Origin of the sequence: Providencia rettgeri (assembly GCF_001874625.1) — a bacterium.
Lineage (GTDB): Bacteria > Pseudomonadota > Gammaproteobacteria > Enterobacterales > Enterobacteriaceae > Providencia > Providencia huashanensis.
The window spans coordinates 3707256-3729928 of the sequence record NZ_CP017671.1 but is presented as its reverse complement, the minus strand read 5'-3'; the positions used below and the strand labels follow the sequence as shown (position 1 = coordinate 3729928).

At 40.5% G+C, this 22673-nt stretch carries 17 protein-coding genes; 6 read left to right on the top strand and 11 right to left on the bottom strand.

What is annotated here, in order from left to right:
* Positions 1-3: 3 nt before the first annotated feature.
* From RB151_RS17275 to RB151_RS17255, 5 genes are all read right to left on the bottom strand, one after another.
* Positions 4-570, bottom strand: coding sequence for a (2Fe-2S)-binding protein (locus RB151_RS17275; RefSeq protein ID WP_042848919.1), 567 nt, complete (start codon positions 568-570; stop codon positions 4-6).
* Complete coding sequence (locus RB151_RS17270; RefSeq protein WP_071548558.1) at positions 567-3485, bottom strand: xanthine dehydrogenase family protein molybdopterin-binding subunit; 2919 nt, start codon at positions 3483-3485, stop codon at positions 567-569. Before RB151_RS17270 ends, RB151_RS17275 begins: the two co-directional genes overlap by 4 nt.
* A gap of 438 nt (positions 3486-3923) precedes the next feature.
* The gene (locus tag RB151_RS17265) at positions 3924-5159 is read right to left on the bottom strand and encodes a cytochrome c (protein ID WP_042848917.1); all 1236 of its coding nucleotides are present in this window, start codon (positions 5157-5159) and stop codon (positions 3924-3926) included.
* Positions 5156-5707 carry a (2Fe-2S)-binding protein gene (locus RB151_RS17260; protein ID WP_071548557.1) on the bottom strand — a complete coding sequence of 184 codons (552 nt, stop codon included), beginning with the start codon at positions 5705-5707 and terminating at the stop codon, positions 5156-5158. Before RB151_RS17260 ends, RB151_RS17265 begins: the two co-directional genes overlap by 4 nt.
* A complete protein-coding gene (locus RB151_RS17255; RefSeq protein ID WP_048608130.1) occupies positions 5704-8499 on the bottom strand; it encodes a xanthine dehydrogenase family protein molybdopterin-binding subunit in 2796 nt (931 codons plus the stop codon). The genes RB151_RS17260 and RB151_RS17255 overlap by 4 nt, the downstream gene beginning before the upstream one ends.
* Positions 8500-8694: 195 nt before the next feature.
* Between RB151_RS17255 and RB151_RS17250 the strand changes: the two genes are divergently transcribed.
* Together RB151_RS17250 and RB151_RS17245 are read left to right on the top strand one after the other, a co-directional pair.
* Positions 8695-9258: a nucleotidyltransferase family protein gene (locus RB151_RS17250; protein WP_071548556.1), complete on the top strand. Its 564-nt coding sequence runs from the start codon at positions 8695-8697 to the stop codon at positions 9256-9258.
* Positions 9259-9267: 9 nt separating this feature from the next.
* Positions 9268-10278, top strand: a complete 1011-nt coding sequence (locus tag RB151_RS17245) for an XdhC family protein (RefSeq protein WP_071548555.1) — start codon at positions 9268-9270, stop codon at positions 10276-10278.
* A 118-nt stretch (positions 10279-10396) separates the two neighbouring features.
* On the opposite strand, the gene RB151_RS17240 is transcribed toward RB151_RS17245, so the two are convergent.
* From RB151_RS17240 to gltS, 4 genes are all read right to left on the bottom strand, one after another.
* Positions 10397-10750, bottom strand: coding sequence for a RidA family protein (locus RB151_RS17240; protein WP_042848912.1), 354 nt, complete (start codon positions 10748-10750; stop codon positions 10397-10399).
* Positions 10751-10752: 2 nt separating this feature from the next.
* Positions 10753-11994 carry a D-amino acid dehydrogenase gene (locus RB151_RS17235; RefSeq protein ID WP_042848911.1) on the bottom strand — a complete coding sequence of 414 codons (1242 nt, stop codon included), beginning with the start codon at positions 11992-11994 and terminating at the stop codon, positions 10753-10755.
* A 56-nt stretch (positions 11995-12050) separates the two neighbouring features.
* A complete protein-coding gene (locus tag RB151_RS17230; RefSeq protein ID WP_048608127.1) occupies positions 12051-12959 on the bottom strand; it encodes a LysR family transcriptional regulator in 909 nt (302 codons plus the stop codon).
* Positions 12960-13206: 247 nt separating this feature from the next.
* A complete protein-coding gene (gene gltS, locus RB151_RS17225) occupies positions 13207-14412 on the bottom strand; it encodes a sodium/glutamate symporter (RefSeq protein ID WP_042848909.1) in 1206 nt (401 codons plus the stop codon).
* 773 nt (positions 14413-15185) lie between these two features.
* Here gltS and mdlC point away from each other — a divergent pair.
* From mdlC to RB151_RS17210, 3 genes are all read left to right on the top strand, one after another.
* Positions 15186-16811 carry a benzoylformate decarboxylase gene (gene mdlC, locus RB151_RS17220; RefSeq protein ID WP_071548554.1) on the top strand — a complete coding sequence of 542 codons (1626 nt, stop codon included), beginning with the start codon at positions 15186-15188 and terminating at the stop codon, positions 16809-16811.
* Between the two features lie 118 nt (positions 16812-16929).
* A complete protein-coding gene (locus RB151_RS17215) occupies positions 16930-17694 on the top strand; it encodes an aminoglycoside adenylyltransferase family protein (protein ID WP_071548553.1) in 765 nt (254 codons plus the stop codon).
* Between the two features lie 129 nt (positions 17695-17823).
* On the top strand, positions 17824-18228 hold the full coding sequence (locus RB151_RS17210; protein WP_042848906.1) for a RidA family protein: 405 nt from the start codon (positions 17824-17826) through the stop codon (positions 18226-18228).
* 115 nt (positions 18229-18343) lie between these two features.
* Here the strand turns inward: RB151_RS17210 and RB151_RS17205 are convergent, their stop codons facing one another.
* Together RB151_RS17205 and RB151_RS17200 are read right to left on the bottom strand one after the other, a co-directional pair.
* Positions 18344-19687 (bottom strand): NCS2 family permease, encoded by a 1344-nt coding sequence (locus RB151_RS17205; RefSeq protein WP_042848905.1) that lies wholly within the window; start codon positions 19685-19687, stop codon positions 18344-18346.
* Between the two features lie 49 nt (positions 19688-19736).
* Complete coding sequence (locus RB151_RS17200) at positions 19737-21509, bottom strand: adenine deaminase (protein WP_071548552.1); 1773 nt, start codon at positions 21507-21509, stop codon at positions 19737-19739.
* Positions 21510-21654: 145 nt separating this feature from the next.
* Between RB151_RS17200 and RB151_RS17195 the strand changes: the two genes are divergently transcribed.
* Positions 21655-22581: a LysR family transcriptional regulator gene (locus tag RB151_RS17195; RefSeq protein WP_042848903.1), complete on the top strand. Its 927-nt coding sequence runs from the start codon at positions 21655-21657 to the stop codon at positions 22579-22581.
* Positions 22582-22673 lie beyond the last annotated feature (92 nt).

Sequence of the window (22673 nt, the reverse complement as noted above, 5' to 3'; positions counted from 1 at the left end):
CCCTTAGTCTATTACACAGCCGGGGGTGTCGAGAGCAACTTTTCTCACCGCTTCATAATAACGTACATAGCCGGTACAACGGCAAATATGTTCGTTGAGAGCTTCTTCTATTGCATGTTCTAGCTCTGCGCGTTTAATTGGGTGTTTCTTGAGCTTATCAAGAAATACCGTCGCGCCAGTGACAAAACCAGGGGCACAATACCCACATTGGAAAGAGAAGTTTTCGATAAAGGCTTGCTGGATTGGTGTTAATTCAATGACGTTGCCTTGTTCATCAAGTTTAGCTTGCCCCTCGATGGTGACAATATTTTTATGATTAAAGTAATGAGCACCAAAGATGCAGGTGCGGCTTTCAATCGTTGAGCCATCGGGTTGAATTTCCATGATGGTGCAAGCGTGGCAGATCCCTTGCCCACAGCCGAAGTGAGTACCAGTGAGGTCTAAATATTCATGTAAAAATTCAATCATTGGCATACCAACAGGGACATCAATAGGACCAATTTTTTTGCCGTTAATGGTCAGTGTTAATGGCTTGCGCTCAATAATCGGAACGGCATTTTTGATATTCATGAGAGGGCCTTTTTAATTTTATCAACCGTAATCGGGAATTCGTAGAAACGCTTGCCTGTAGCGTGGGTTAATGCATTACTAGTCGCTGGTAAGATGGGGATCATTCCAAGTTCAGCCATACCTTTTGGTGGTGAGGTCTCAGAAAGGGGCGGTAAGTAATCGATGGTTTGCTGCCATACGGCGACATCTTTAGCTCGAGGCAGAACATAGCGGTTAAAATTCCATGTTCCATTACCGGGGCCATCTTCATATAACGGGAGCTCTTCCATTAATGCGTGACCAATCCCCATTGCGGTGCCACCTTGGATTTGCCCAGATACTAATTCAGGTACAATCATAGTGCCGGGGTCCATAATCATATGGTGACGCATGATCTCGACTTCGCCAGTCATGGTATTGACATTGAGCTCAACTAAACAGGATGCGGGCGTCACTGTAGTCGGGTCGGCTTTTGCGCGCTGTGTCGGCGGGTAGTAGGCAATATTACGTTTAATGAAATGATAACCGCCTGTTGTCATTTGTTTTTTCAATTTTTGTGATGCACCATCACCATAACGTACAGATATCGCATCAAGAGGGAGGTTTTTTAAGCCAACAGTAGGAATATCAAATTCTGCACGAGCCCATTGCCAGCTTGAGTATCCATGTACGGCGACGCCTGTAATTAACCCCATTTCATGAGCTCTTTTTGCAAGTTTGTCGAAGGGAATTGGTTTCATGCCTCCGCCGCCAATACCTTCAGGCCCTACTCGGATATCTGCGAATTCGACATTTAAGCCATTGAAAGCTCCACCACCAGGACCTTCACTCCAAATACTTTTTGCGGCAGGCCAGAGTGTGTTTTCCAATAGAAAATGCCCGGCTTGGCGAGTACCGAAACCAATGTAGTAAACGCCACTAGATGAGCTCATATCAGGGATAAGAGCGGGCGTCCAATAAGGATCAGTTTTAGATAACTCATCTTGTTTTTTCTGGTCTGCCCAACTGGTTTTAAGGGGTAACTCCTCAAATTCAGTGACGCCAAACTCGACAACATCAGGGGCTTTACTCAGCGCCTGCCATACCATCACTTGTTGTGCGGTTGTGCCGCCAGTACCAATTTCTTGCATACAATGGCGCATGGTGAGTTTGCCATTGGCGTCAAATTCTAGGGAGAGGATAGTAGGAACGCCACTTGAGCCGTAAACTTGTTGTACTTGAGCAAAACCAACACCGTAGAGTTTCCCCGGGTTTTTTGCTTCATATTCTGCTTTATTTTTATTACGTTCGACCCAAATTGGGTGGTTTTCTGCTAGGTTTAACATTTCTACATTGCGAGGATCGCCTGCAATAACACCACCTTGAGTATTTGGATAACCTTCTAAAATAGCGTTACGGCGGCGTAACTCGATAGGGTCAATGTTAAGATCATGGGCGATTTCATCGACCATTAACTCGGTGACCGCCATAGATTGTAATGACCCAAAACCACGCATAGAGCCGGCTTCAACTGCAGGGGTCGCCATTGCTAAGGCTGTTAAGTCCGATTTAGGGAAATAATAAATCGATTGGGCTCCACGGACAGCAACGTGAGATACGGCAACGGAAAGGTTTTCACGACCTCCTCCATTACAGTTATAAGTACCTTTTAATACATCAAATTTACCCGTTTTTTTATCACCCACAATGGTGACATCCATTTCAATGGAATGGCGTTTCATCCCCATTTGAAATTGTTCATAGCGGTCGTTTGCCATACGTACTGGTAGCCCATCGGCATAGAAACTTGCCACCATAGAATAGAACGGGAAAACCGAATAGTCTTTTGAGCCATAACCTACCGTAGAGCCAGTTAATAGCACAATATTCTCGACTGAAAAGTGTTTATTGTTTTTAGATAACTCTGCTGCTGCATTTACTACACCAGCAGGTGATTGTGTCGCGGTTAAAATATGCAGTGTTTTGGTTTGTGCATCATACCAAGTGTTACAGTTATCTGGCTCCATAGCACAGGGGTCGATAGACTGAGAAAAACCGTGGCGTTCAATGACAAATTTATTGGGGTCCTGTTTTGCAGCTTCGACCTCTTGCTCAATTTGCCGTGCGTAATCCATGGCTTTTTCTTGTTTATCGGGGTGTTTTTCTGCTTGGTGTAAGGCTTGAATAAAACCACCCCCGCGATCTTTTCGAATGACGGGTGGAATGGTTAGTGCATGTTTAGGGTCATAAGGGGGCCAAATGGGGGTATTACCATCAAAACCGCCTTTAATTCCTGAATCTTGGTAAGGAGAAAAAATGGAAGGGGAAAGTGGTGTTTCACCCCCAATGCGAACGTAACGGGCTGCTCCATAGTTAGCTGGCGGTTTGGGGCCGGTGACGGCACCGTATTTTACCGTGTTCGTTGCAAACCGTAGCATTCGTTGTGCAGCACTAAAATGATCAAAATCCTGATAAATTAAGATGGCAACAGGGTGGCCGATAATAGGGGGCGTCTCACCAAGAGGGACTAAAATATTGGTGCCATAGAACCCTTTTCCCATACTAGTATCTTGAGGAATATTTAAACCATCTCGTATAAGGTCTTCTTGCAAAACAATTTTATCGGGTTGTAGATTTGGCCCTAGCATTGAAATGTCGATGCCTTCAAAGGTTTTATTCGCTTCCGTTGCTTTTAACATAAAGGCATAACTTTGTTTTTTAGGCCAGCCAGGAATATCTTTTGCTCGGTAATCGCGTGCAAAGTTTTTGCGTCCTGTTATCTTCTCCACACCGTCCCAACGAAAACGAGCTTTACCATTTTGACCGATCCAAGCTGTTGGGGGTGAATCTGAATCAAGCTCCATTGCACTAGCAAAAGGTAATTTACCGACCATAACAGCAATACCTGCAATGGTTCCGAGTTTGATAAAATTGCGTCTAGAAATTTGTCCCGACATTTAGTGCTCCCTGATTATATTCTTAGGAGATTTTATTAGTGATGGAGATAAATAATTCATCTTAATTGTTAATAGTAATATTATTTTGTTTCGATGATATCTATTCTAAAATTGATGATTAATATCAGATTGCTCAGTAAGTTAGATAAGAAATTATGTAAATAGTAAGGTTATCTATAGAGGTATATCAAGAATGAGTAAAGGGATTTATTCAAGAAAGTGAATAATATTGTTAGAGTCATCTTAATATGACAGTATTGAATAAAGTCACTGAGTTTTATCAGGGTATGATTTAATTAAATCAAATGAAATATTATTAATAAATACATAAAATCAACATGTATTTAATGATATAGAATCAGTTGTTATGCGCTGATTTGGTGGCGAACTATCGAGCTTGTTAATATTGCTACAAGCTCGATAGCTGCTTTTTAGTTGTTACTGACGTAATGCTTTAATTTTATCTGGGGTGACATCTGCGGGTTGTCCCCCCCATTGGACCCGAAGGAAATTTACCAAATCACTGATTTGCTCATCTGTAAGTTGGCCTGCAAATCCAGGCATACTTTGCATGTTTTGGTTATTTGGGAATGGTTGTTCAGGTAAACCATCCAAAATGGTATTAATTAAATTAGTACTATCTACATCACGAAGCGTTGAATTACCTTTTAGCGCAACAGCGACATTAGGTTTTCCTTCTCCATCGTATGAATGGCAGCCAGAGCAAGTTTCCAAGTAAATTTGGTGGCCCTGTGGAGAACCCTCACCTATATTTAATGGTGAAGTTGCGGGTGGGTTGTCGCCCATTAAATAGGTCGCAATGGCTTTGTTATCTTCAGGTGTGAGATGTTGTGAGCTAAGATAAATCACCGGGTGCATATCACTGAAAGCAGACCCTTGCGGAGCGATACCGGTCATAAAAAATTGTTGCAAGTCCTTTGTTGTCCAACCGCGAGCTGCGAGAGCTTCAGGTGTAATATCTGGCGCCATAAAACGGCCTAAAGACCCACCTTTCATAAAGTTATCTAAATCCATTTCACCAAGTTTTCCTCTTGGAGTATGACATTCAGCGCAGTGCTCTAACACATTGACTAAATACTTTCCTCGCAACCATTCAGGAGAGCTACCTTGTGAACTATTTGGTAGGGGCTTATCGTTAAAAAACAATAAATTCCAGCCAATCATTGCCATACGTTGGTTTAGTGGAAAGGGCAGTTCGTTCTCAGGAGGAGCGACATCGACAGCAGGTTGGCTCATGAGGTAGCTGTAAATAGCATCAGAATCTTCACGCGTTATTCCTTTATAAGAGGTATAAGGCATGGCCGGATAAAGGTGCTTGCTAGGGGGAGAAATACCCTGAGTCAAAGCGGTATAGAACTCGTCTTTTGTCCAACGACCAATACCGAAATCAGCGGATGGCGTTAAGTTACTGCTGTAAATTGTCCCGAATGGCGTATCCAGAGGGAAACCGCCTGCCAGTGGTGCGCCATTGGCACTTGTATGGCATGCAGCGCAGTCACTCGCAAGGGTAAGGTAATGGCCTCGTTCGATTTCTTGTGCTGTCGCGGTAACTTTTTGCACTGGGCCATCTAATGTACGGCTTTCGTACCAATACAGCACAGCCCAAACGATAACAATGATGGCTATAAGCCATAATAGAATGCGTTTAATCATTTTATGGTCTCCTTGAGTAACCCTGGAGTACTGAGGACCACATCGCGTACGGCTTCGTAATAACGCACATAACCGGTACAGCGGCAGATATGATTATTAAGGGCTTGTTTAATCGCTTCTTCTAAATCTTCTTCGGCAATTGGGTTTTTCTGCAGTTGCTCAATAAAAATAGTTGCAGCATTAACAAAGCCGGGGGTGCAATAACCGCATTGAAAACTAAAGTGTTCAACAAAAGCTTGTTGCACTGGGGATAAAGTAATGTCGCCGTTTTCTTCTTTAGTTGCAGTGCCTTCAATTGTGCGAATACTTTTATTATTAAAAAAATGAGCCCCTGTGATGCAGGTTCGTATTTCTTCACTTGTACCGGATGGGTTGTCTAATATCACGACACAAGCGTGACAAATACCTTGCCCACAGCCGAGCCTTGAGCCTGTTAGGTCTAGGTATTCATGTAAGAAATCAATCATCATTAGGCCAGCAGGGACATCTATCGGTCCATAGGATTGGCCATTGATAGTTAGGGTGAGAGGAAGGAAGTTTATGCTCATGATATTACCTCTATGATGTCTTCAGGGCGAACTGGCAGGCGCAGGAAGTGATGTCCTGTTGCGTCAGCAATGGCGTTAACGATAGATGAAACGACAGGGATCATTACGACCTCTGCGACACCTTTAGGGGGATCTGTTTCTGAAAGCCCCGGTAGGATTTCATTTGTCTGCTTCCAGACGGCAACATCACTGGCTAACGGCATATGATAACGGTTGAAATTCCATGTTCCGTTACCCGGTCCATCTTCATAGAGAGGTAAATATTCGTGTAATGCGTGGCCTATCCCCATCGCGAGTCCACCTTGGATCTGCCCTGAGACAAGCTGAGGTACAATAAGGTTGCCACATTCAACAACAGTATGATGATCTAGAAGTTCAACATGTCCCGTTGCCTTATCAATTGAGAGCTCAGAAAGTGTAGCAACAGCACTGTAGTAGGTGACACCTGCATTATTACGTTGTGTGTCAGGATAATAGGCTTTTTCACGATGCCAAACTTGGTAATCTTGATCTGCAAAGCGTAAAGAAAGACCATCAATGTATAAACGACGTGTCTCACCATTAATTTTGAAGTCAGCTTCAGCCCATTGCCAGCGGTTAAATACGTGGCAAACAGCGCCTGTAACCCCACCCATTTGAAAAGTTCGTTCAACTAAGCGAGATAAACTCAGTACTTCTAATCCATTAGCGGTTAAGCCATTTTCAACCCAACGCGCATCTTCACGTCGAACAACGAGAGGAGCGGCTTGTCCATTACCAATACCTTCTTGCCAAATAGACATCGCAGCAGGCCATAAACCATATTCGAATATTAATCGAGCGGCTTCATTCGTACTTTGAGTGAAATAATAAGCGGAATTACTCGCACTTGCTGGTGAACAATAATTAGGTGTCCAAAGAGGGTTCTGTGCTAAGCGTTCCTGTTCTTCTTGTGACATAGCGAATGGATTACCACTCGAAACCATCGGTAATACAGACCAATCAACGACAGAAAAATGAGCTTCTTCTGCAGGTTTACCTAGCCATTTAGCGCAAACCACCGACTGAGAGGTTGACATACCTGTGCCAATTTCCGCTCCACTGTGATAGATAGCAATTTTACCTTCAGGAGTTAGCTCGACGCGGGCAAATGAAGATTCAGCTCCTGTACCAAAGTCTTTTTGTACGCATGAAATACCTGTGCCAAATAGTTTTCCACTATTTTTTGCTTCAAAGTCGGCTTTACGTTTGGCTCTTTCTAGCCACATGGGGTGCTCAGCGCAACGGGATAGCACTTCATCGGCACGAATTGCGCCGCCAGGGATAGCGCCTTGGGTATTTTTCATACCTGATTTAATCAGGTTTTTCATTCGAAACTCTATAGGGTCTGCATTCAGTAATTTTGCGGCTTCTTCCATCAACATATCGGTGGCAGCCATTGCTTGCAAAGTCCCATAGCCACGAGCTGAGCCAGCATCTACAGCCCTTGACGCAATCCCGACTGCTGAGAGATCACTACGAGGGACGTAGTAGATTGCTTGGGCGCCAGTTGCCCCGACCATAACAACCGAAGGGGTAAAGTTACAGCGCCCGCCACCATCGCCAATGAATGATGCAGAAAGCGCTTCGATTTTGTGGGTTTTTTTATTAACGGCTAACGTGTAATCCATATCAAAAGCATGGCGTTTAATACTGGATTGAAATTGCTCATAGCGGTCATTGGCTAACCGAATTGGTACACCATCACCATAGAGTGTTGCCATAGCACCATAGTATGGAAATGGTGCATGGTCTTTGGAACCATAACCCACGGTAAAACAAGGATGTAAGAAAATTTGTTTAATCGGAAATTTTGATTTTGCCAACATCTCAGGTAGCGAAGCTGCGACTTCTTGAGGAGATTGAGTTGGAATAACTAAATGGAATGATTGGTTTTTTGCATCATACCAACCATTAGCATTATCAGGCTCAAGTGCTGCGGTATCAATAGATTGTGAGAAATAGTTACGTTTAATAATTAGCCAATCTTCAGGTGGGTTTTCTAACTGCTTGGCGAGTTCATCAGCATAAAACATGCCTTCTTCGTCCAGTTTTCCGCCTTCACGCCCTTCGGGCCAAACTGGTAGATGTTTTTTCATCCCGATAGGGGAAATTGGCATGTCTTTTAAACTAGAGTATACATCTGGTGAATAAGGCGTTTCTCCGCCAATTCTTACACCGCGGTAAGTTCCCCAAGGATTGCGTTCGAGAGGGCCAGTATAAGCGCCATATTGAATGATATCATCACGGAATTTTAGCGTTTCTTTCGCGAAGTTAAATCTAGCGAAGTCATGATAAATCAATAAAGCGACCGCTTGACCTAGATATGCGGGGGTTTTCCCTGTAGGTAACAACATGTCATCACCATAAAAGTCAGGGAAGGCGACACCATCTTTTTCTAAATCTGCTGCCGTCACAAGGCGATCAGGCATTAACCCATCTTTAAGACGACTGAGGTCAAAACCTTGATAGATTTTATCGGCTTGAGTAACTCGAAGTAGAAATGCATGACCCTGTTTTTTGGGCCAGTGAGGGATATCGCGAGCGCGTATATCTCGAGCAAATACTTTTTCTCCTTGAACTTTGGAAAAACCATCAATTCGAAATTTTATTTGCTTATCTACGGGATTCCAATCTGGAGATTGAAGGATTTTTTCCTCGAATAGCACGTCAAAGGCACGGCTATACAAAGGCGCTAAATAAACAGATATCCCAGCAATAACGGCACATTTTAGAAAGTGTCTGCGGGAGAGTTCGACATTGCTTTTGCTCATAATACACCCTTACACTTATTTTTACTGTATCAGTGTTTTTATTTTTATAATTGCATTGATATTTATTCTATATCCATTTAACTATTGTTCAACTACTAATAATTAGCAAATTAATGAAAACTAAAGCTTGTTATCTTATTGAATATACCTTATCTATGAGATACGCAATAAATATATATACACATAACGTAACCTATGAATATTGGCATTTTAATATTAGCAGCAGGAAAAAGTGAACGTTTTCAAAAGGCTGGAGGTAAAGGTAGTAAATTAAATCTCGTGCTTGATAAGCAAACAGTTTTTGAGAAAACTTTATATAATTCAATGGGTAGTGGGCTTCCGATTCATGTGGTTACTCGCCCAAATAATGTTGATGTTATTAATAATTGCTTACAGTTTAACATTTCATTTTCATTGTTAAATAGTGATGGGCTGGGTGATTCTATCGCATTAGGTGTTAAAGAAACATGGCACTTAGATGGGTGGTTGATTCATTTGGCGGATATGCCATATATAAATAGTGAGTTATTTGTATGTGTAGCTAATGAATTAAATTATCATTCATTAGTAAGACCTATATATCAGGGGTGCCCTGGTCATCCTGTGGGGATATCTGCTAAATACTATTTAGATTTAATTAGATTGACGGGGGATGAAGGTGCAAAATCGCTATTACACCATAATGTTGTTTATGAAATGGATATAAATGATAAAAATGTTATTAAGGACATTGACTATCCAAGTTTTGATAACAAATAGGGAGCAAATATGTTGCGTGAAGATGTTTCTGTTATCTCTCAAGCGGTTGTTTGGATAAAAGAAGGGCCTATCTGGCTATGTACCGTATTGAATACTTATGGCTCTTCACCTAGAAGCCCTGGCTCTCTTTTGGTTGCAAGAAGTGATGGTCAGTATTCAGGCTCGCTTTCTGGAGGTTGTATTGAGGAAGACTTTATTCAACGAATTAAACAGACTGAATATACGGATAGCAGCCAAGTCGTACGTTATGGGCGAGGTGGCATCGAAGCCAAAGTAAATTTACCCTGTGAGGGGAGTTTAGATGTTTTAATAGAATATTTACCAAATAATGAAAAATCACTTAATTATCTAATCGAAATTCAAAATGCATTATTGGGTTATTCTGCAATTATCAAAAAAGTGACATTGCCGCAGCCCGGAATGATTAATACGGTAAAGGATATTGAGTTTTCAACACAGATAGAACGAGATGGTCACGATATTCAATTATACATTGCAGCTCCCCCAAAACTGATTATTGCTGGCATTTCAACAGTTGGCGCTTATTGTGCTAATTTTGCACTCACTTTAGGCTTTGAAGTGATTATTTGTGATCATAGAAATGATGAGTTATCACGTTTTTCGCAGCAAATTCCCTCTCAGATAGAAACTATACCTGTATTTCCTGCCCGTTATTTAGAAGAAAAGGGGTGTTCTCCTAATAGTGCAATAGTTTCATTAACTCATGACCCGCGGATCGATGATTTGACATTAATGGAAGCGGTAAATACAGATGCATTCTATATTGGTGCAATGGGCTCTGTAAGAACAAGCGCTCGTCGAAGAGAGCGTTTAGTTGAGACGGGCGGTATGTCAGTCGATGAAATTAAGCGTATTCATGCACCTATTGGTATTCCTATTGGGAGCAAAACCCCCCCTGAGATAGCATTAGCTATTATGGCGGATATTGTTGCTTATAAAAATGGGGTGAATTTGTCTAATCAGGTATGTGATAAGAAAAAGTTGATGACGACAGCTTAAATAGCATGTGATATTGAAAACTAAAGTTTCCTAACCATGGCTTGGATGAAAAAACAGTGAGCCTTTAATTTTAGGCCTCACTGTTTTTATTGATAGCGAGGTATACAGTTAAAGTATATTAGGACTGGGAAGCAATAACCATAATCTCAACAAGTACTTGGTCACGAGCCATATTAGCTTCAACCGCTGCACGCGCAGGGCTATTTTCTACAGGCATCCAATTTTCCCATGCTGCATTAAAGGCGGAAAAGTCTCTCGCCATATTTTTAATCCAAACTTGAGCAGATAAAATACGGGTTTTATCACTGTTGCTTGCTGCTAATAAAGCATCTATTTTCGCAAAAACTTCTTCAGTTTGTTGCGTAATATCGCCAGTTAAATCATTCGGTACCTGCCCTGATAAATAAACAATGCCTGCATGTTCAACACTATCAGCTAAGCGTGGTTTTGGGTTATTACGTTTAATGGGCATAGTTACCTCGTGAATCCAGTTAAAGAAATAGGTGATTTTTGTTCTGTAATAAGTTTAGTTAATATTTCTGCACTACCAGCAGCGAGTGTGAAACCTAAACTTCCGTGACCAATATTTAGCCACAAATTGTGGTATGCAGTTTTTCCTAAAATTGGGGGTCCTTTAGGTGTTGATGGACGTAAACCAAACCAACTTTCGGCGCTATCAACTTGTGGTAGCTCAGGAAAGGTTTTTTTTATGATTTTTTTGAGCGCTTTTATTCTATTTTCGCGTAAGCCAGCCGTGTCATATCCAATATCGACCATGGCAGCAATACGGAGTTGGTCATTAAGTTTGGCATAGACAATCTTATTTCCGTAATCAGTCACGTTAATTTTAGGTACTGTATTTTCTGTTTGTGGATATTTCACACTTAAGCTATACCCTTTAAGACCTAATATTGGCACATTAATTTTGAGCGACTTCAATAATTCACGACTGCCGTTACCTGCACAAACAATAAAATCATCGGCTTGAATTATTCCCTGGTGTGTCGCTACGCCTGTAATACGGTTATCTTGTTTAATGAAATATTGGACTGATTGTTGTAAACAAAGATTAAATTGCGGTTGAGTTTGCAAATATTGCAGGAGATTTTTACAGAACAAATAACAATCAGCACTTTCATCATCAGGAGCATAGATGGCACCGACTAATTGGGACTGTATATGTTTTAAAGAGGGTTCCAGTTCGATGATTTCAGCGGGTGTTAATGTTTTTTGGAATTGTTTATCGGCGGTTTCGCTGGCTTTTAGAAAGCTTTTCGAATCACGGTGGATAATCAGTTTGCCTGATTTTTCCCACGCAAAATCGCCTAAATCACCTTTTTGACGCCATAAATTCATCATATTTTGGCTTAATAATGATAAGCGTAAAAGATGGTCTCCGTTGATTCTATTGGTTTTTCGGTTACAAGCTAATGTGAATTGTGCTAACCAAGACCATTGGTGCACAGACGGGGTTATCTTTAAATTTAAAGGCGAGTCGTTTTTCCCCATCCAACGCAAACCTTGTAAAGGCACACCAGCATCGGCGAGTGGGGACACATAGCGATAACTAAGCTGACCACCATTTGCAAAACTGGTGTGCATTCCAACATCTGTTTCAGACTCAATTAACGTGACAGTTTGCCCCGCTTTAATTAATGCATATGCGGTACTTAGTCCAATCACACCGGCACCGATAATCACCACATGTTTAGCCATAATATTCTATAACCAATAATCACTAAGGAGTTATTATTTAACGGTGAATAGGTTAACTAAACAATTGAGTTTTCATTACCAGAGTATAACTTTTGGTTAACTGTTTTATTCCTTTTTTCCAAAGTTAACGTCAATGTATTGACGTAATTTTGTGCCGCTTTCGTTAATGGTCTATCCGCGCGATGAAAGACGGAGACTGCGAGCTGTAAATCTTCTTTGAGAGGGTAAATCATTGATTCGGGTAAGGTATGCTCAGCTGAGAAAATATCGGTGATGCTACACCCCAACCCAGCTTGGACGAATTCAGCTGCCATATGATAAGTATGAACGCTAATGTTTGACTCTAAAAACTCATGGCGTTCTTGTAATAATTGAGCCAATGAATCTGAGCCAGGGTGTATCCAACGCTGTTGATCAATATCGATAAGAGAAACAGGTGAGTGTGATGGTGGTTTACTGTCTACATAGACCAACGGAATATTAGCAATCGGCAGCATTGTGATCCCACCTTCAATACTTAAGTTGAAGCCTATGCCAATATCTAAGTCTTGCTGAGTTAATAACTGCATAATATCTGTTGTGTGATGTGTTCCTATGGTCAGTTTAATATTGGGATGTTTTTTTATAAACAGAGCCGTTACTTCGGGAACGAGGTTTAACCCCAAGCTGGGGAGACACCCTACAGCAAGTTTACCCTGAGGGTTACGTGATAAGTTTTGTGCTAAAATTCTTAGCTTTTCTAAGTTGTGATAAACTTCTTTGGCTTCTTCAAACAGCAAATTGGCTTCATCAGTAGGGAGCAATTTCCCTCTTATCCGCTGAAATAACACTAGCCCAAGTTGTTGCTCTGCATGTTTTAAGGCTTTACTGGCTGCTGGTTGTGAAATATGTAAAACTTCTGCTGCACGAGTTAAAGACCCACAGGTCATGACTGCATAAAAAATATCAAGATGCCTTAATTTCATTGTATAAAACCTACTATTTTTCGCTATATCACTATGTTAGCGAAATCATTTAAATTAATCCGGATAAGTCATCACGTTGTTACGATGAATGTGAGCGATTACTCTATTTTTCGCTAATCAAGTTTTTCTTAGCGCAAAGGAACCAGTAAAGTTCAATAGTCTTTGAGGGGAAACGTGGGTAACTGAAAAGAAACAGAGAAGCGAGCCTATAGCTTTTTGTTATAGGCTCGCAAGTTATACTATCGTGTTAAGTAAAGTAAGTACCGATTTCAATAAAGATCTTAATTATGATGCTATTTGCAATATCAACAATAAAGGCTCCAACCATTGGAACAACTAAAAAGGCTTTATGTGATGGGCTAAAAGCTTTGGTAACTGTTTGCATATTGGCAATAGCTGTAGGGGTTGCCCCCATACCAAAGCCACAATGCCCTGCACTAATAACGACAGCATCATAATCTTTACCCATCATCTTAAAGGTAACAAAACAAGCGAATAGCACCATAACCATAGTTTGTACGGCAACGATGATTAAAACAGGCCCAGCCATACTCGCTAATTGACCAAATTTGAGTGACATTAATGCCATGGCTAAAAATAGTGATAATGCGACACTACCTAATACATCAACGGTTGGCTCAAAAACCTCATGCTTAAATACATGGGTTAATACATTACGGATAATAATACCAACAAATAAACACCACACAAAAGTAGGTAAATGCAACACGGTATCTTTAAATAATTCACTGATATATCCACCAGCGACGATGCAGATAATTAACATCGAAATGGTCTCAATCACATTATTTGCATTAATTTTCCGCTTAACGCTAGGTTGTTCAAAAGCCTCAATAATTGTTTCTTTTTCAAGTTCAGTGGCTTTTGGAATAGTGACTTTTTTCAATAAGTGACGAGCAACAGGACCACCAATTAACCCACCTAAGACTAAACCGAGGGTAGCGCAAGCCATCGCTAATTCAACTGCACCTGTGACACCGTATTTATCAGCCAGTATTGGCCCCCAAGCTCCTGCATTACCATGCCCACCGGTTAACGTCACTGACCCCGCAATTAAACCAATAAATGGGCTTTCATTTAATAAAACCGCCATTCCCATTCCTACTGTATTTTGAATGGTAATCAAAATGGTTACTGCGATGGTTAATAAAACGAGAGGTTTCCCTCCTTTTATTAATCGAGAAAAATCTGAACTTAACCCAATTGATGAGAAGAAGGTGATCATTAGAATGCTTTGTAGTGAAGCATCGAAAGTAAATGAATAACCTACTGTTTTATCAACGATTAATAAAATTATGGCAACAATAAACCCACCGACAACGGCTTCAGGAATATGGTTTTTTTGAAGAAATGGTGTGTATTTAACGACAAACATACCAATCAATAGCGCCAAACAAGCGACTAATAAAGTGTAGCTGGCATCTAGGATCATTATTTTACCTCAAGTTAGTTTACCAGAACTTTCACTGTTGTTATTTAACATTAGCGACAAATTAAATTACTTTGCTTAACTTTTGTTTAACAATGAGTTTTGTTTGGGTATCTATAACTTTTAGTTAACCATGATCTATAACACTATTTAGATATTGTTTTTTTCGTCGTTGAGTATTTTTGTGAGAATATCACTAATTATTTGTTTTTATGGTTTTTTTTGTTTTTGTGCCGTTTTTATATCGTAATGATAATGGTGTAAATGAGGTGTTTTTTTATCTGAGAAAGGTAAAGAGATAATCGAAAGGAATGATAAGAAGTGTGATGTGTGACATAAAAGAAAACCGCCACTAGTAAGAAAACAAAATAGTAATCTGTATGAATAATATAAGGTTTGTATCAAAAAATTAGCATTTTAAATAGTGACAATACCGATTTTAAATTTATGGCTTAGAATTAAATAAATAACATTATTATTAACAAAAATCACAGTTTAATTTTGTTTGTATATTGTTATTTAGTGTTTTTCAGCATCTTTTTATTATTATCATAATAGGTTAATAGTTTAACTATTTGTTTTTTATCTTAATAAAAGATTGTTGACACTCATTTTTATTTTAAAGTCTTATTTTTTCTTAATATAGTGAGAATAAAATTTTTGCTATGATGTATTACTAAAGCTTATGTAAATCAATGGAGAATGTAGTTTGATCAAGGCTTATAAGATTACTCGGTAGCCCACTTAGTTATGATGATTTTTATGGAGTGTTTTAAATGAAAAAAACCATTCGGCAGGTAACATTCGAATTATTACGTAAATTAGGTGTAACAACCGTTTTTGGCAATCCAGGCTCAACAGAAGAAACATTTTTAAAAGATTTTCCGAGTGATTTTCGTTACATCCAAACTTTACATGAGTCTTCGGCTGTTGCCGCAGCTGATGGTTATGCTCAAGGTATGCGTAAGGTTGCTATGGTGAATGTACATACATCAGCAGGTTTAAGTAATGCGATGAGTAATATATTAACCGCCTATATGAACCGGACACCATTGATTATTACTGCCGGCAACCAAACGAGAGAAATGTTATTAATGGAACCTTGGCTGACAAATATCGAACCCGAAACACTTCCGAAACCGTGGGTGAAATGGAGCTATCAGCCTGTACGTGCTGAAGATGTCCCTGCTGCATTTATGCGGGCTTATGCTATGGCGTTGCAACCACCCGCAGGGCCTGTGTTTTTATCAATTCCGCTGGATGACTGGGATAAAGAGACACAAATGACTATGCCAACTGTTCGTTCAGTTTCGGAGCGTATTGGTTATGATCCTCTTCGTTTACAGGAATTTGCAACTGCTTTATCTAACGCTGAAAACCCCGTTTTGATTTACGGTTCAGCAATTGCAAGGGGACAAGGGTGGGATGTGGCTATTCAATTGGCTGAAAAAATCAATGTACCAGTCTGGTCTGCTCCTGCATCCGAACGGCCTCCATTTCCTGAGGATCATCCTTTATATGCTGGTGGATTGCCTTTTGCGACAAAGCCATTATCAGAAAAACTGAAAGGTCATGATTTAGCTATTGTGGTCGGTGCACCCGTTTTTCGCTACTACCCTTATGTTGCGGGAAGCTATATCCCTGATGGTATGCGCTTATTGCATATTACAGATGACCCTATTGAGGCGGGGAGAGCCCCTGTTGGTGATAGTTTATTAAGTGATGCCGTTTTAGCGCTGGAAGGGTTGCACCAATTGGTGATGCCAAGAAAAATGGCTAAAACAGTGGTTAAGCAACCGCATGGTATGGCTCCTCATTCTACAGCAGAGACTCAGAACACTTCGGAAATATTAAGTGCCTCTCAGTTATTCCGCGCTCTGAGAGAGGTTTCCCCAGAAGATACTGTACTTGTTGAAGAATCCCCGTCTAATTTAGGCGAGTTACACCAAGAATGGCCGATAACGTTACCCGACTCTTTTTATACATTTGCGAGTGGTTCGTTAGGTTGGAATTTACCCGCGAGTGTTGGTATTGCACTAGCAGAGAGAGACAGTGGGCGGCATCGTCCTGTGATGGCAATTATTGGTGATGGTTCAATGCAATATTCTATTCAGGGTTTATGGAGCGCAGCTCAACATAATTTACCGATTGTTTTTGTGATACCTAAAAATAATGAGTATGCGATTTTAAAATCATTTGCGGTACTTGAGAAAACACCGGGGGTACCGGGGCTTGATATTCCAAACCTGGATATAGTTGCATTGGGTAAAGGATACGGTTGCAGCGCGGTAAGGGCTCAAACCGTTGATGAAGTCAAAAAAGCCTGCCAAGAAGCATTTAATCGTAATGGACCCACGGTGATTGAAGTTCCTATTTTACCGTCTATTCCTCCACTTATCTAATTAACAAAAATAGTCCCTAGAATGGGGCTATTTTTGCCTATCTTTTATTGTAATAATAGCTAAATTAGCGTCACTCATGTGGAGTTAGAAAACATTATAAAAAGGTTTTTAGAGCGTTATGAAAAATTCATATCAGGTAGCGCAAATATTGTCGATTTTACAACGGCATCTTTGCGATTCATTGATTGCCGTTTACCTTCATGGTTCAGGCGTGTCTGGCGGTTTAAAGCCGGCAAGTGATATTGATATATTAGTTGTCATTGATAAAGAAATGACTCATGACCAGAGAACGCTACTAGTTTCTGATTTTATGGTAATTTCTGGGCTTTATCCTAGCGATCCTCAAGGGCGTCGGCCATTAGAAATAGCTGTTTTTGTTTCAGGCGAGTTAGCCTCTCTTTCATACCCAGCAAAATGTGAACTAATGTATGGGGAATGGTTACGGCAAAGTATTGAGCAAGGGCAGTTGGAAGGTCAAGTTTACGATCCTGAATTTACTTTGATGTTAGCGCAAGCACAGCAAGAAGCTGTTAGTTTATGGCAATCAAAAGAATATCAACTCCCTGTTGTTAATGAACAGCAAATAAAGCAAGCGATGTTAGATTCTCTCCCTAATTTATTGTCATCTTTAGACAGTGATGAGAGAAATGTTTTACTGACATTGGCTAGAATGTGGAAAACCATGGAAACTGGGCAGTTTGTGACAAAAGATAAAGCCGTTGATTGGGTCATAAACCGGGTTCCGGATGAACTACAACCCATCCTAATAGGTGCCAAAATGGCTTACTTAAATGGCATCCCAACTGATTGGATAAAGAAAAAAATTGAAATACAGAAGCTAGCAAAGTTTATGGAACTCGGTGTCATGAATAGTTTTAAATAAACTTTATCAATATATGTAGCTTTAAATACGTTATTTGTTTCAACAGATAGAATTTGTCTGATACTTAGATACTTTAATAGAATTTTCTTTATAATTTACAGTTGGTTGATATTTTAAAACGGATAAAAAATGACAAAAAAATTAATTAACCCTAAAACGGTATTTAACTCTTTGCAGTATGGCTTTAGCCAAGCAATAGAAACGAGTGGAACACGCCAATTATTTTTATCGGGGCAGGTTGGTGTAAATGCTGAACAAGAGACTGTAACTGGTGGGATGTATGAACAAACAGTTCAGTCACTGATTAATATTGAGCATGTATTACGTGAAGCGGGTGGGGATTTATCCCATGTCGTGATGTTACGTATCTATATTAAAGCAGGTTATGATAGTGACGAAGAGCAGCTTGCTATTACAAATGCATTAAAAGAAAAGTTTGGTGAAATGCCTCCCGCCTCTTCTTGGATTATTGTGACAGGCCTTTCATTGCCAGAATGGCTAATAGAAATAGAAGCACAAGCGGTATTAAATTAGTGTTAGCTTAATTAAAAAAGGCCGCTGATTATGAGCTGACCCCAGTCATTGGGTAACCAATTTCTGGGGTTCACGTCATTATTTAAACTCTGGCCTTTTTATCATTCAGTGAGTATTAGTGTTTTACTAGTGTTGAGAAATAATACACGAGAGGGACTGCTAGAATCCATAAACTGATAGGGATCTCGCGCCATTTACCAGCAACAGCTTTAATTAAAATATAGAATAACAACCCGCCAGCAATCCCTGTTCCAAAGCTATTGGCAATTAAGGTGATCATCACCATCATTAAAACAGGTAACCCATCAGTAAAGTTGCCTAAATCAACTTTACGTAGACCACTAAACATATTTAGACCAATCAAAATTAATGCGGGCGCGGTGGCTTGTGCTGGGATCATTAATGCAATAGGGGTAAATAATAACATTAATAAAAACATAAATGCTGCGGCAAGAGCTGTCATTCCTGTTTTACCACCCGCTTCAGCGGCTGCCGACGACTCTATTAATGCTGTTGCAGCTGGAATGCCGACCATTGGCCCTAATGCTGCTGCGATTGAGTCAACGATAAATGGGCGGTTTATATTCGGCATATTACCTTCTTTATCTAATAGACCTGCTTCGCCGCCAACGGCTAATGTTGTTCCCATGGTAGAGAAAAATTCAGCAGCAAAAAAGACAAATAAGAAGGGTAAAAATGCAATATTCAACGCACCAATTAAATCAACTTGCCCAAGAACTGGTGCGATAGAATGAGGAACACCAATAAAACTTTCAGGTAGTTTTGTGACACCAAATGGAATACCTAAAATAGTCGCAAATAAAATGGCCCATAATATTCCACCGGGAATTTTACGCGCTTGTAATGCGATAGCGACAAAAAAACCTGCAAGGGCAACTAAAGCACCCGGTGAAAGGAAATCACCTAACATTAATGCATTAGTTTTTGGATTGGCTAATACTAGCCCAGCATTGCGAAAGCCTAATACAGCAACAAAAAGCCCAATTGATGCAGTTAATCCGAGTTTAATTGATTGAGGTACTGAACGAGTTACTACTTCACGTAAGCCGAATTTGGTTAACAGAAAAAATAAAATACCAGACCAGCACGCAATACCTAACCCTATTTGCCAATCTATTCCTTCGCTGCCCGCTAGGGTAATACCAACGAGTACCGACCCGCCAATTCCAGGACCCACAATAAAAGGTAAATTTGCATAAAAAGCCATTAATAAGCTGGCAAGCACAAAGACAATAATGGTCCCTGTTGTTGCAGCGCCTTTATCCATTCCACCCGCGGCTAATAAACCAGGAATTACCACCAATAGATAAGCGGCAGCTAAAAAGCCCGTGATACCCGATAAACACTCAGTTTTAATTGAACTTCCGCGTTCTTTTAATGCGAAGCGTTTTTCTAACCAACTCCCTGATGTTGGCGTATTTATTGAATTTTCAGCCATTAATAGGCTCTCCTGTCATTATTTTTGGTATATTCGTATTTTTAGGTCATTAGTGCTCGGAAAAATGAAGAACGGCATCAACAAGTTGACGTGTTGTTCCATCTGTTAATCCTAAGTCGGTTAAATGTGGCCCTGCATTACAGGCTAGACAAGTTCCTTCTATCGCTTTGAAAACACGATAAGGCGGTTCCCAGTCAGCAATTTTATGGCTTAACTCACGTAATTGACGGAACTGCTCGGCGAGTTCTGAGGCGGGTAAATCCGATAACATGCCCGCAATTGGCATAGCTACATGGGCTAAAGTTTGTCCATTTTGGACTAAGGCCATGCCTCCACCGCTTTCTATCAATAAATTGGCGGCAATCGCCATATCCTGTGGGTCACGACCGAGCACGACAAGGTTATGAGAGTCATGTGAATAGCTAGTAGCGATGGCGCCGCGTAATTCACCCCAACCTTCGAGCAGGGCAATCTGTGGTCGTGCATCATGACGCCCATGGCGGTGCTGAACGCGAATAAAACTAAAATTATCAGGAAGTTGTACTATGCCATTAGTAACTTGCACATCAACTTCTCCCCATTGAGTAAAGCGGGCGCCATGGATATGCCGCAATCTAGCTATTCCGTTATTCACTCCATCAATTTTAAGTTGGCAATCATCCGCGGTAATTGGGGAAAGATGCATAGTATCTCGAGGTGGTAAAATATCTGATGGAGAACTAATGGCATGTATTAATTTGCCTTTTTCTGCAATTTTTTTACCTGCTACATAAACGGCTTGTGCTTTTAACGTTGTCAGTGAGTCAAAGAGTACGAAGTTAGCTTTTCTGCCTGCGGCAATTAAACCAAGGTCATTACGTTGTAAGCGAATAGCCGCATTGAGTGTTGCAAAGCGCAGTGCATCAGTTGCTGGCATGCCATATTCAATCAATAGGTTGAGTAAAGCGATAATACCACCTTTTTCTATCAGCATATCGGGTGGAACATCGTCGGTACAGACTGTGATTTGCGATGATAAATGGGGCAATGATCTCAGTGCATTCACAATGTCAGGGAGTAAGTAGGGATGGGAGCCTCGAATTTCTAAAGTAAGGCCCGCTCTGAGTTTTTCCAGCGCGTCATCAGCGGAAGTTAACTCATGGTCTGAAGTAACGCCTGCCGCGAGGTAAGCCTGTAATTCGGCACCTTTTAACCCTCGAGCATGCCCTTCTATTAATTTACCGGATTGGAGCCCTGCATTCAGCACTTCCTCCATTTTTTCGCTGCCATTGAGTACGCCATGCATATCCATAACCTCGGCGACCCCCCGCACTTCAGGCCAACTAAGCATAGTTGACATTTCTTTGCCTGCGAAATCTGCCCCCGACATTTCCAACCCTGGCGTAGATGGGACGGATGATGGTGCAGCAACCATAACGTCTAAAGGTAAATTACGACTAGAGTCAATTGCATAGCGGACTCCCTCTAATCCTAATACATTAGCAAGTTCATGGGGGTCCCAAAAGACGGCAGTTGTCCCTTGAGTTAGAACGATTTCTGCATAACGAGCTGGTGGAAGGTGAGAACTTTCTAAATGGACGTGAGTGTCAATTAACCCAGGTGAAATAAAATAACCCGATAAATCATGAACTTCTTTTGCATCAGTGCGTGAACCTGTTGGGTGGACACTTGCAATCAAATTATCTACGATACCGATATCTGCGGAGCGTATCTCGCCTGTTACCATATCAACGATATTGGCTTGTGTGAGTAAAAGGTCAAAAGGAATATTGCCTTTTGCGGCTTGAATAGCATTACGCCGAGTTTGCTCTGTTATGTTCATAAAAATACCATTTATATGATTTATGGTTGCTACTTTATGAGCAAGGCAAACGTTTGCCAAGATGATAAAATTTATCAGGCTATAAGAGAAGGTTATGATAGGATGAATATTCCATGATTATTCAATCTGCAGACAATTAACGATTATGACAGAACCTTGGCAACGGCTGCCGGCACTGACGCTCAAACAATTACAGTATTTTGTCACTTTGGCAAAGCTGCGTCATTTTACTGAAACAGCTAATCGTTTAGCTGTAAGTCAGCCTGCACTTAGTAGTGCTTTACGGCAAATTGAATCTGTTTTAGGTGGAAAGCTAATTAATCGAACGGCATCATCAGTCACATTAACGGAACTAGGTGCTGCTATTTTACCTCATGCACAGCAAATCCTCAGTGTGTCGCATCGTGCATTTAGTGATATTCAAAAAATTATCGAGGATGGTGGTGATGGTATAGTGCGTATAGGGCTTGTTCCTTCTGTGAGTTCATTAGTATTTCCATCTGTTCCTGAACAATTAAACCAATTATTTCCTAGATTAAAAACCGAGTTTTATGATCAAACTAATGACTCACTCGTGAACCAGATAATTAATCATGAAGTTGATTTTGGCATAGGGGTTCTAGACAGTTCAGTTCCACAAGAGCTGAGTATTTCCCCATTACAAGATGACCCTTTTGTTGCTGTTATTCATCATGATGACAGGTTAGCGAACAATGAATTTCATTTACCTTGGAAATTACTGAATAATCGCGACATTGCTGTATTTTCTAAAGGGAATATTCAACGTTTAGTTGCTGCAACAGTAGAAAGCCATCGGCTCAAATTAAATATTCGTTATCAAGTTGATTATATTGAAACTCTATATGGTTTAGTTCGTTCTAAACTAGCTATTGCCATCCTACCTCAACTTTATACTGTTCATTTACGTGACCCTGAACTGAAAGTATTACAACTTCAGCAACCTGAATTAACTCGTACAGTCGCTTTAATGCGTAATAATCAGCCTCTTACACCAATGATGGAGGATGTTTATCAAGTATTATTAAAAGTATTACGTGGTCATAATGGATAATATTTAAACTATTTTAGGGTGTTGATTGCAACAAAATAGATAGTTAACAGTAAATTAGTTAGTTAAAGCACTTATCGTAAAGTTATTTTTAT

Excerpts from the sequence above, each read along its gene's own strand:
- RB151_RS17255 (WP_048608130.1), bottom strand. The coding sequence starts at position 8,499 with ATGAGCAAAAGCAATGTCGAACTCTCCCGCAGACACTTTCTAAAATGT.
- RB151_RS17195 (WP_042848903.1), top strand. The coding sequence starts at position 21,655 with ATGACAGAACCTTGGCAACGGCTGCCGGCACTGACGCTCAAACAATTA.
- RB151_RS17250 (WP_071548556.1), top strand. The coding sequence starts at position 8,695 with ATGAATATTGGCATTTTAATATTAGCAGCAGGAAAAAGTGAACGTTTT.
- RB151_RS17210 (WP_042848906.1), top strand. The coding sequence starts at position 17,824 with ATGACAAAAAAATTAATTAACCCTAAAACGGTATTTAACTCTTTGCAG.
- RB151_RS17275 (WP_042848919.1), bottom strand. The coding sequence starts at position 570 with ATGAATATCAAAAATGCCGTTCCGATTATTGAGCGCAAGCCATTAACA.
- mdlC (WP_071548554.1), top strand. The coding sequence starts at position 15,186 with ATGAAAAAAACCATTCGGCAGGTAACATTCGAATTATTACGTAAATTA.
- gltS (WP_042848909.1), bottom strand. The coding sequence starts at position 14,412 with ATGATCCTAGATGCCAGCTACACTTTATTAGTCGCTTGTTTGGCGCTA.
- RB151_RS17245 (WP_071548555.1), top strand. The coding sequence starts at position 9,268 with ATGTTGCGTGAAGATGTTTCTGTTATCTCTCAAGCGGTTGTTTGGATA.
- RB151_RS17230 (WP_048608127.1), bottom strand. The coding sequence starts at position 12,959 with ATGAAATTAAGGCATCTTGATATTTTTTATGCAGTCATGACCTGTGGG.
- RB151_RS17260 (WP_071548557.1), bottom strand. The coding sequence starts at position 5,707 with ATGAGCATAAACTTCCTTCCTCTCACCCTAACTATCAATGGCCAATCC.
- RB151_RS17270 (WP_071548558.1), bottom strand. The coding sequence starts at position 3,485 with ATGTCGGGACAAATTTCTAGACGCAATTTTATCAAACTCGGAACCATT.
- RB151_RS17200 (WP_071548552.1), bottom strand. The coding sequence starts at position 21,509 with ATGAACATAACAGAGCAAACTCGGCGTAATGCTATTCAAGCCGCAAAA.
- RB151_RS17265 (WP_042848917.1), bottom strand. The coding sequence starts at position 5,159 with ATGATTAAACGCATTCTATTATGGCTTATAGCCATCATTGTTATCGTT.
- RB151_RS17235 (WP_042848911.1), bottom strand. The coding sequence starts at position 11,994 with ATGGCTAAACATGTGGTGATTATCGGTGCCGGTGTGATTGGACTAAGT.
- RB151_RS17205 (WP_042848905.1), bottom strand. The coding sequence starts at position 19,687 with ATGGCTGAAAATTCAATAAATACGCCAACATCAGGGAGTTGGTTAGAA.
- RB151_RS17240 (WP_042848912.1), bottom strand. The coding sequence starts at position 10,750 with ATGCCCATTAAACGTAATAACCCAAAACCACGCTTAGCTGATAGTGTT.
- RB151_RS17215 (WP_071548553.1), top strand. The coding sequence starts at position 16,930 with ATGAAAAATTCATATCAGGTAGCGCAAATATTGTCGATTTTACAACGG.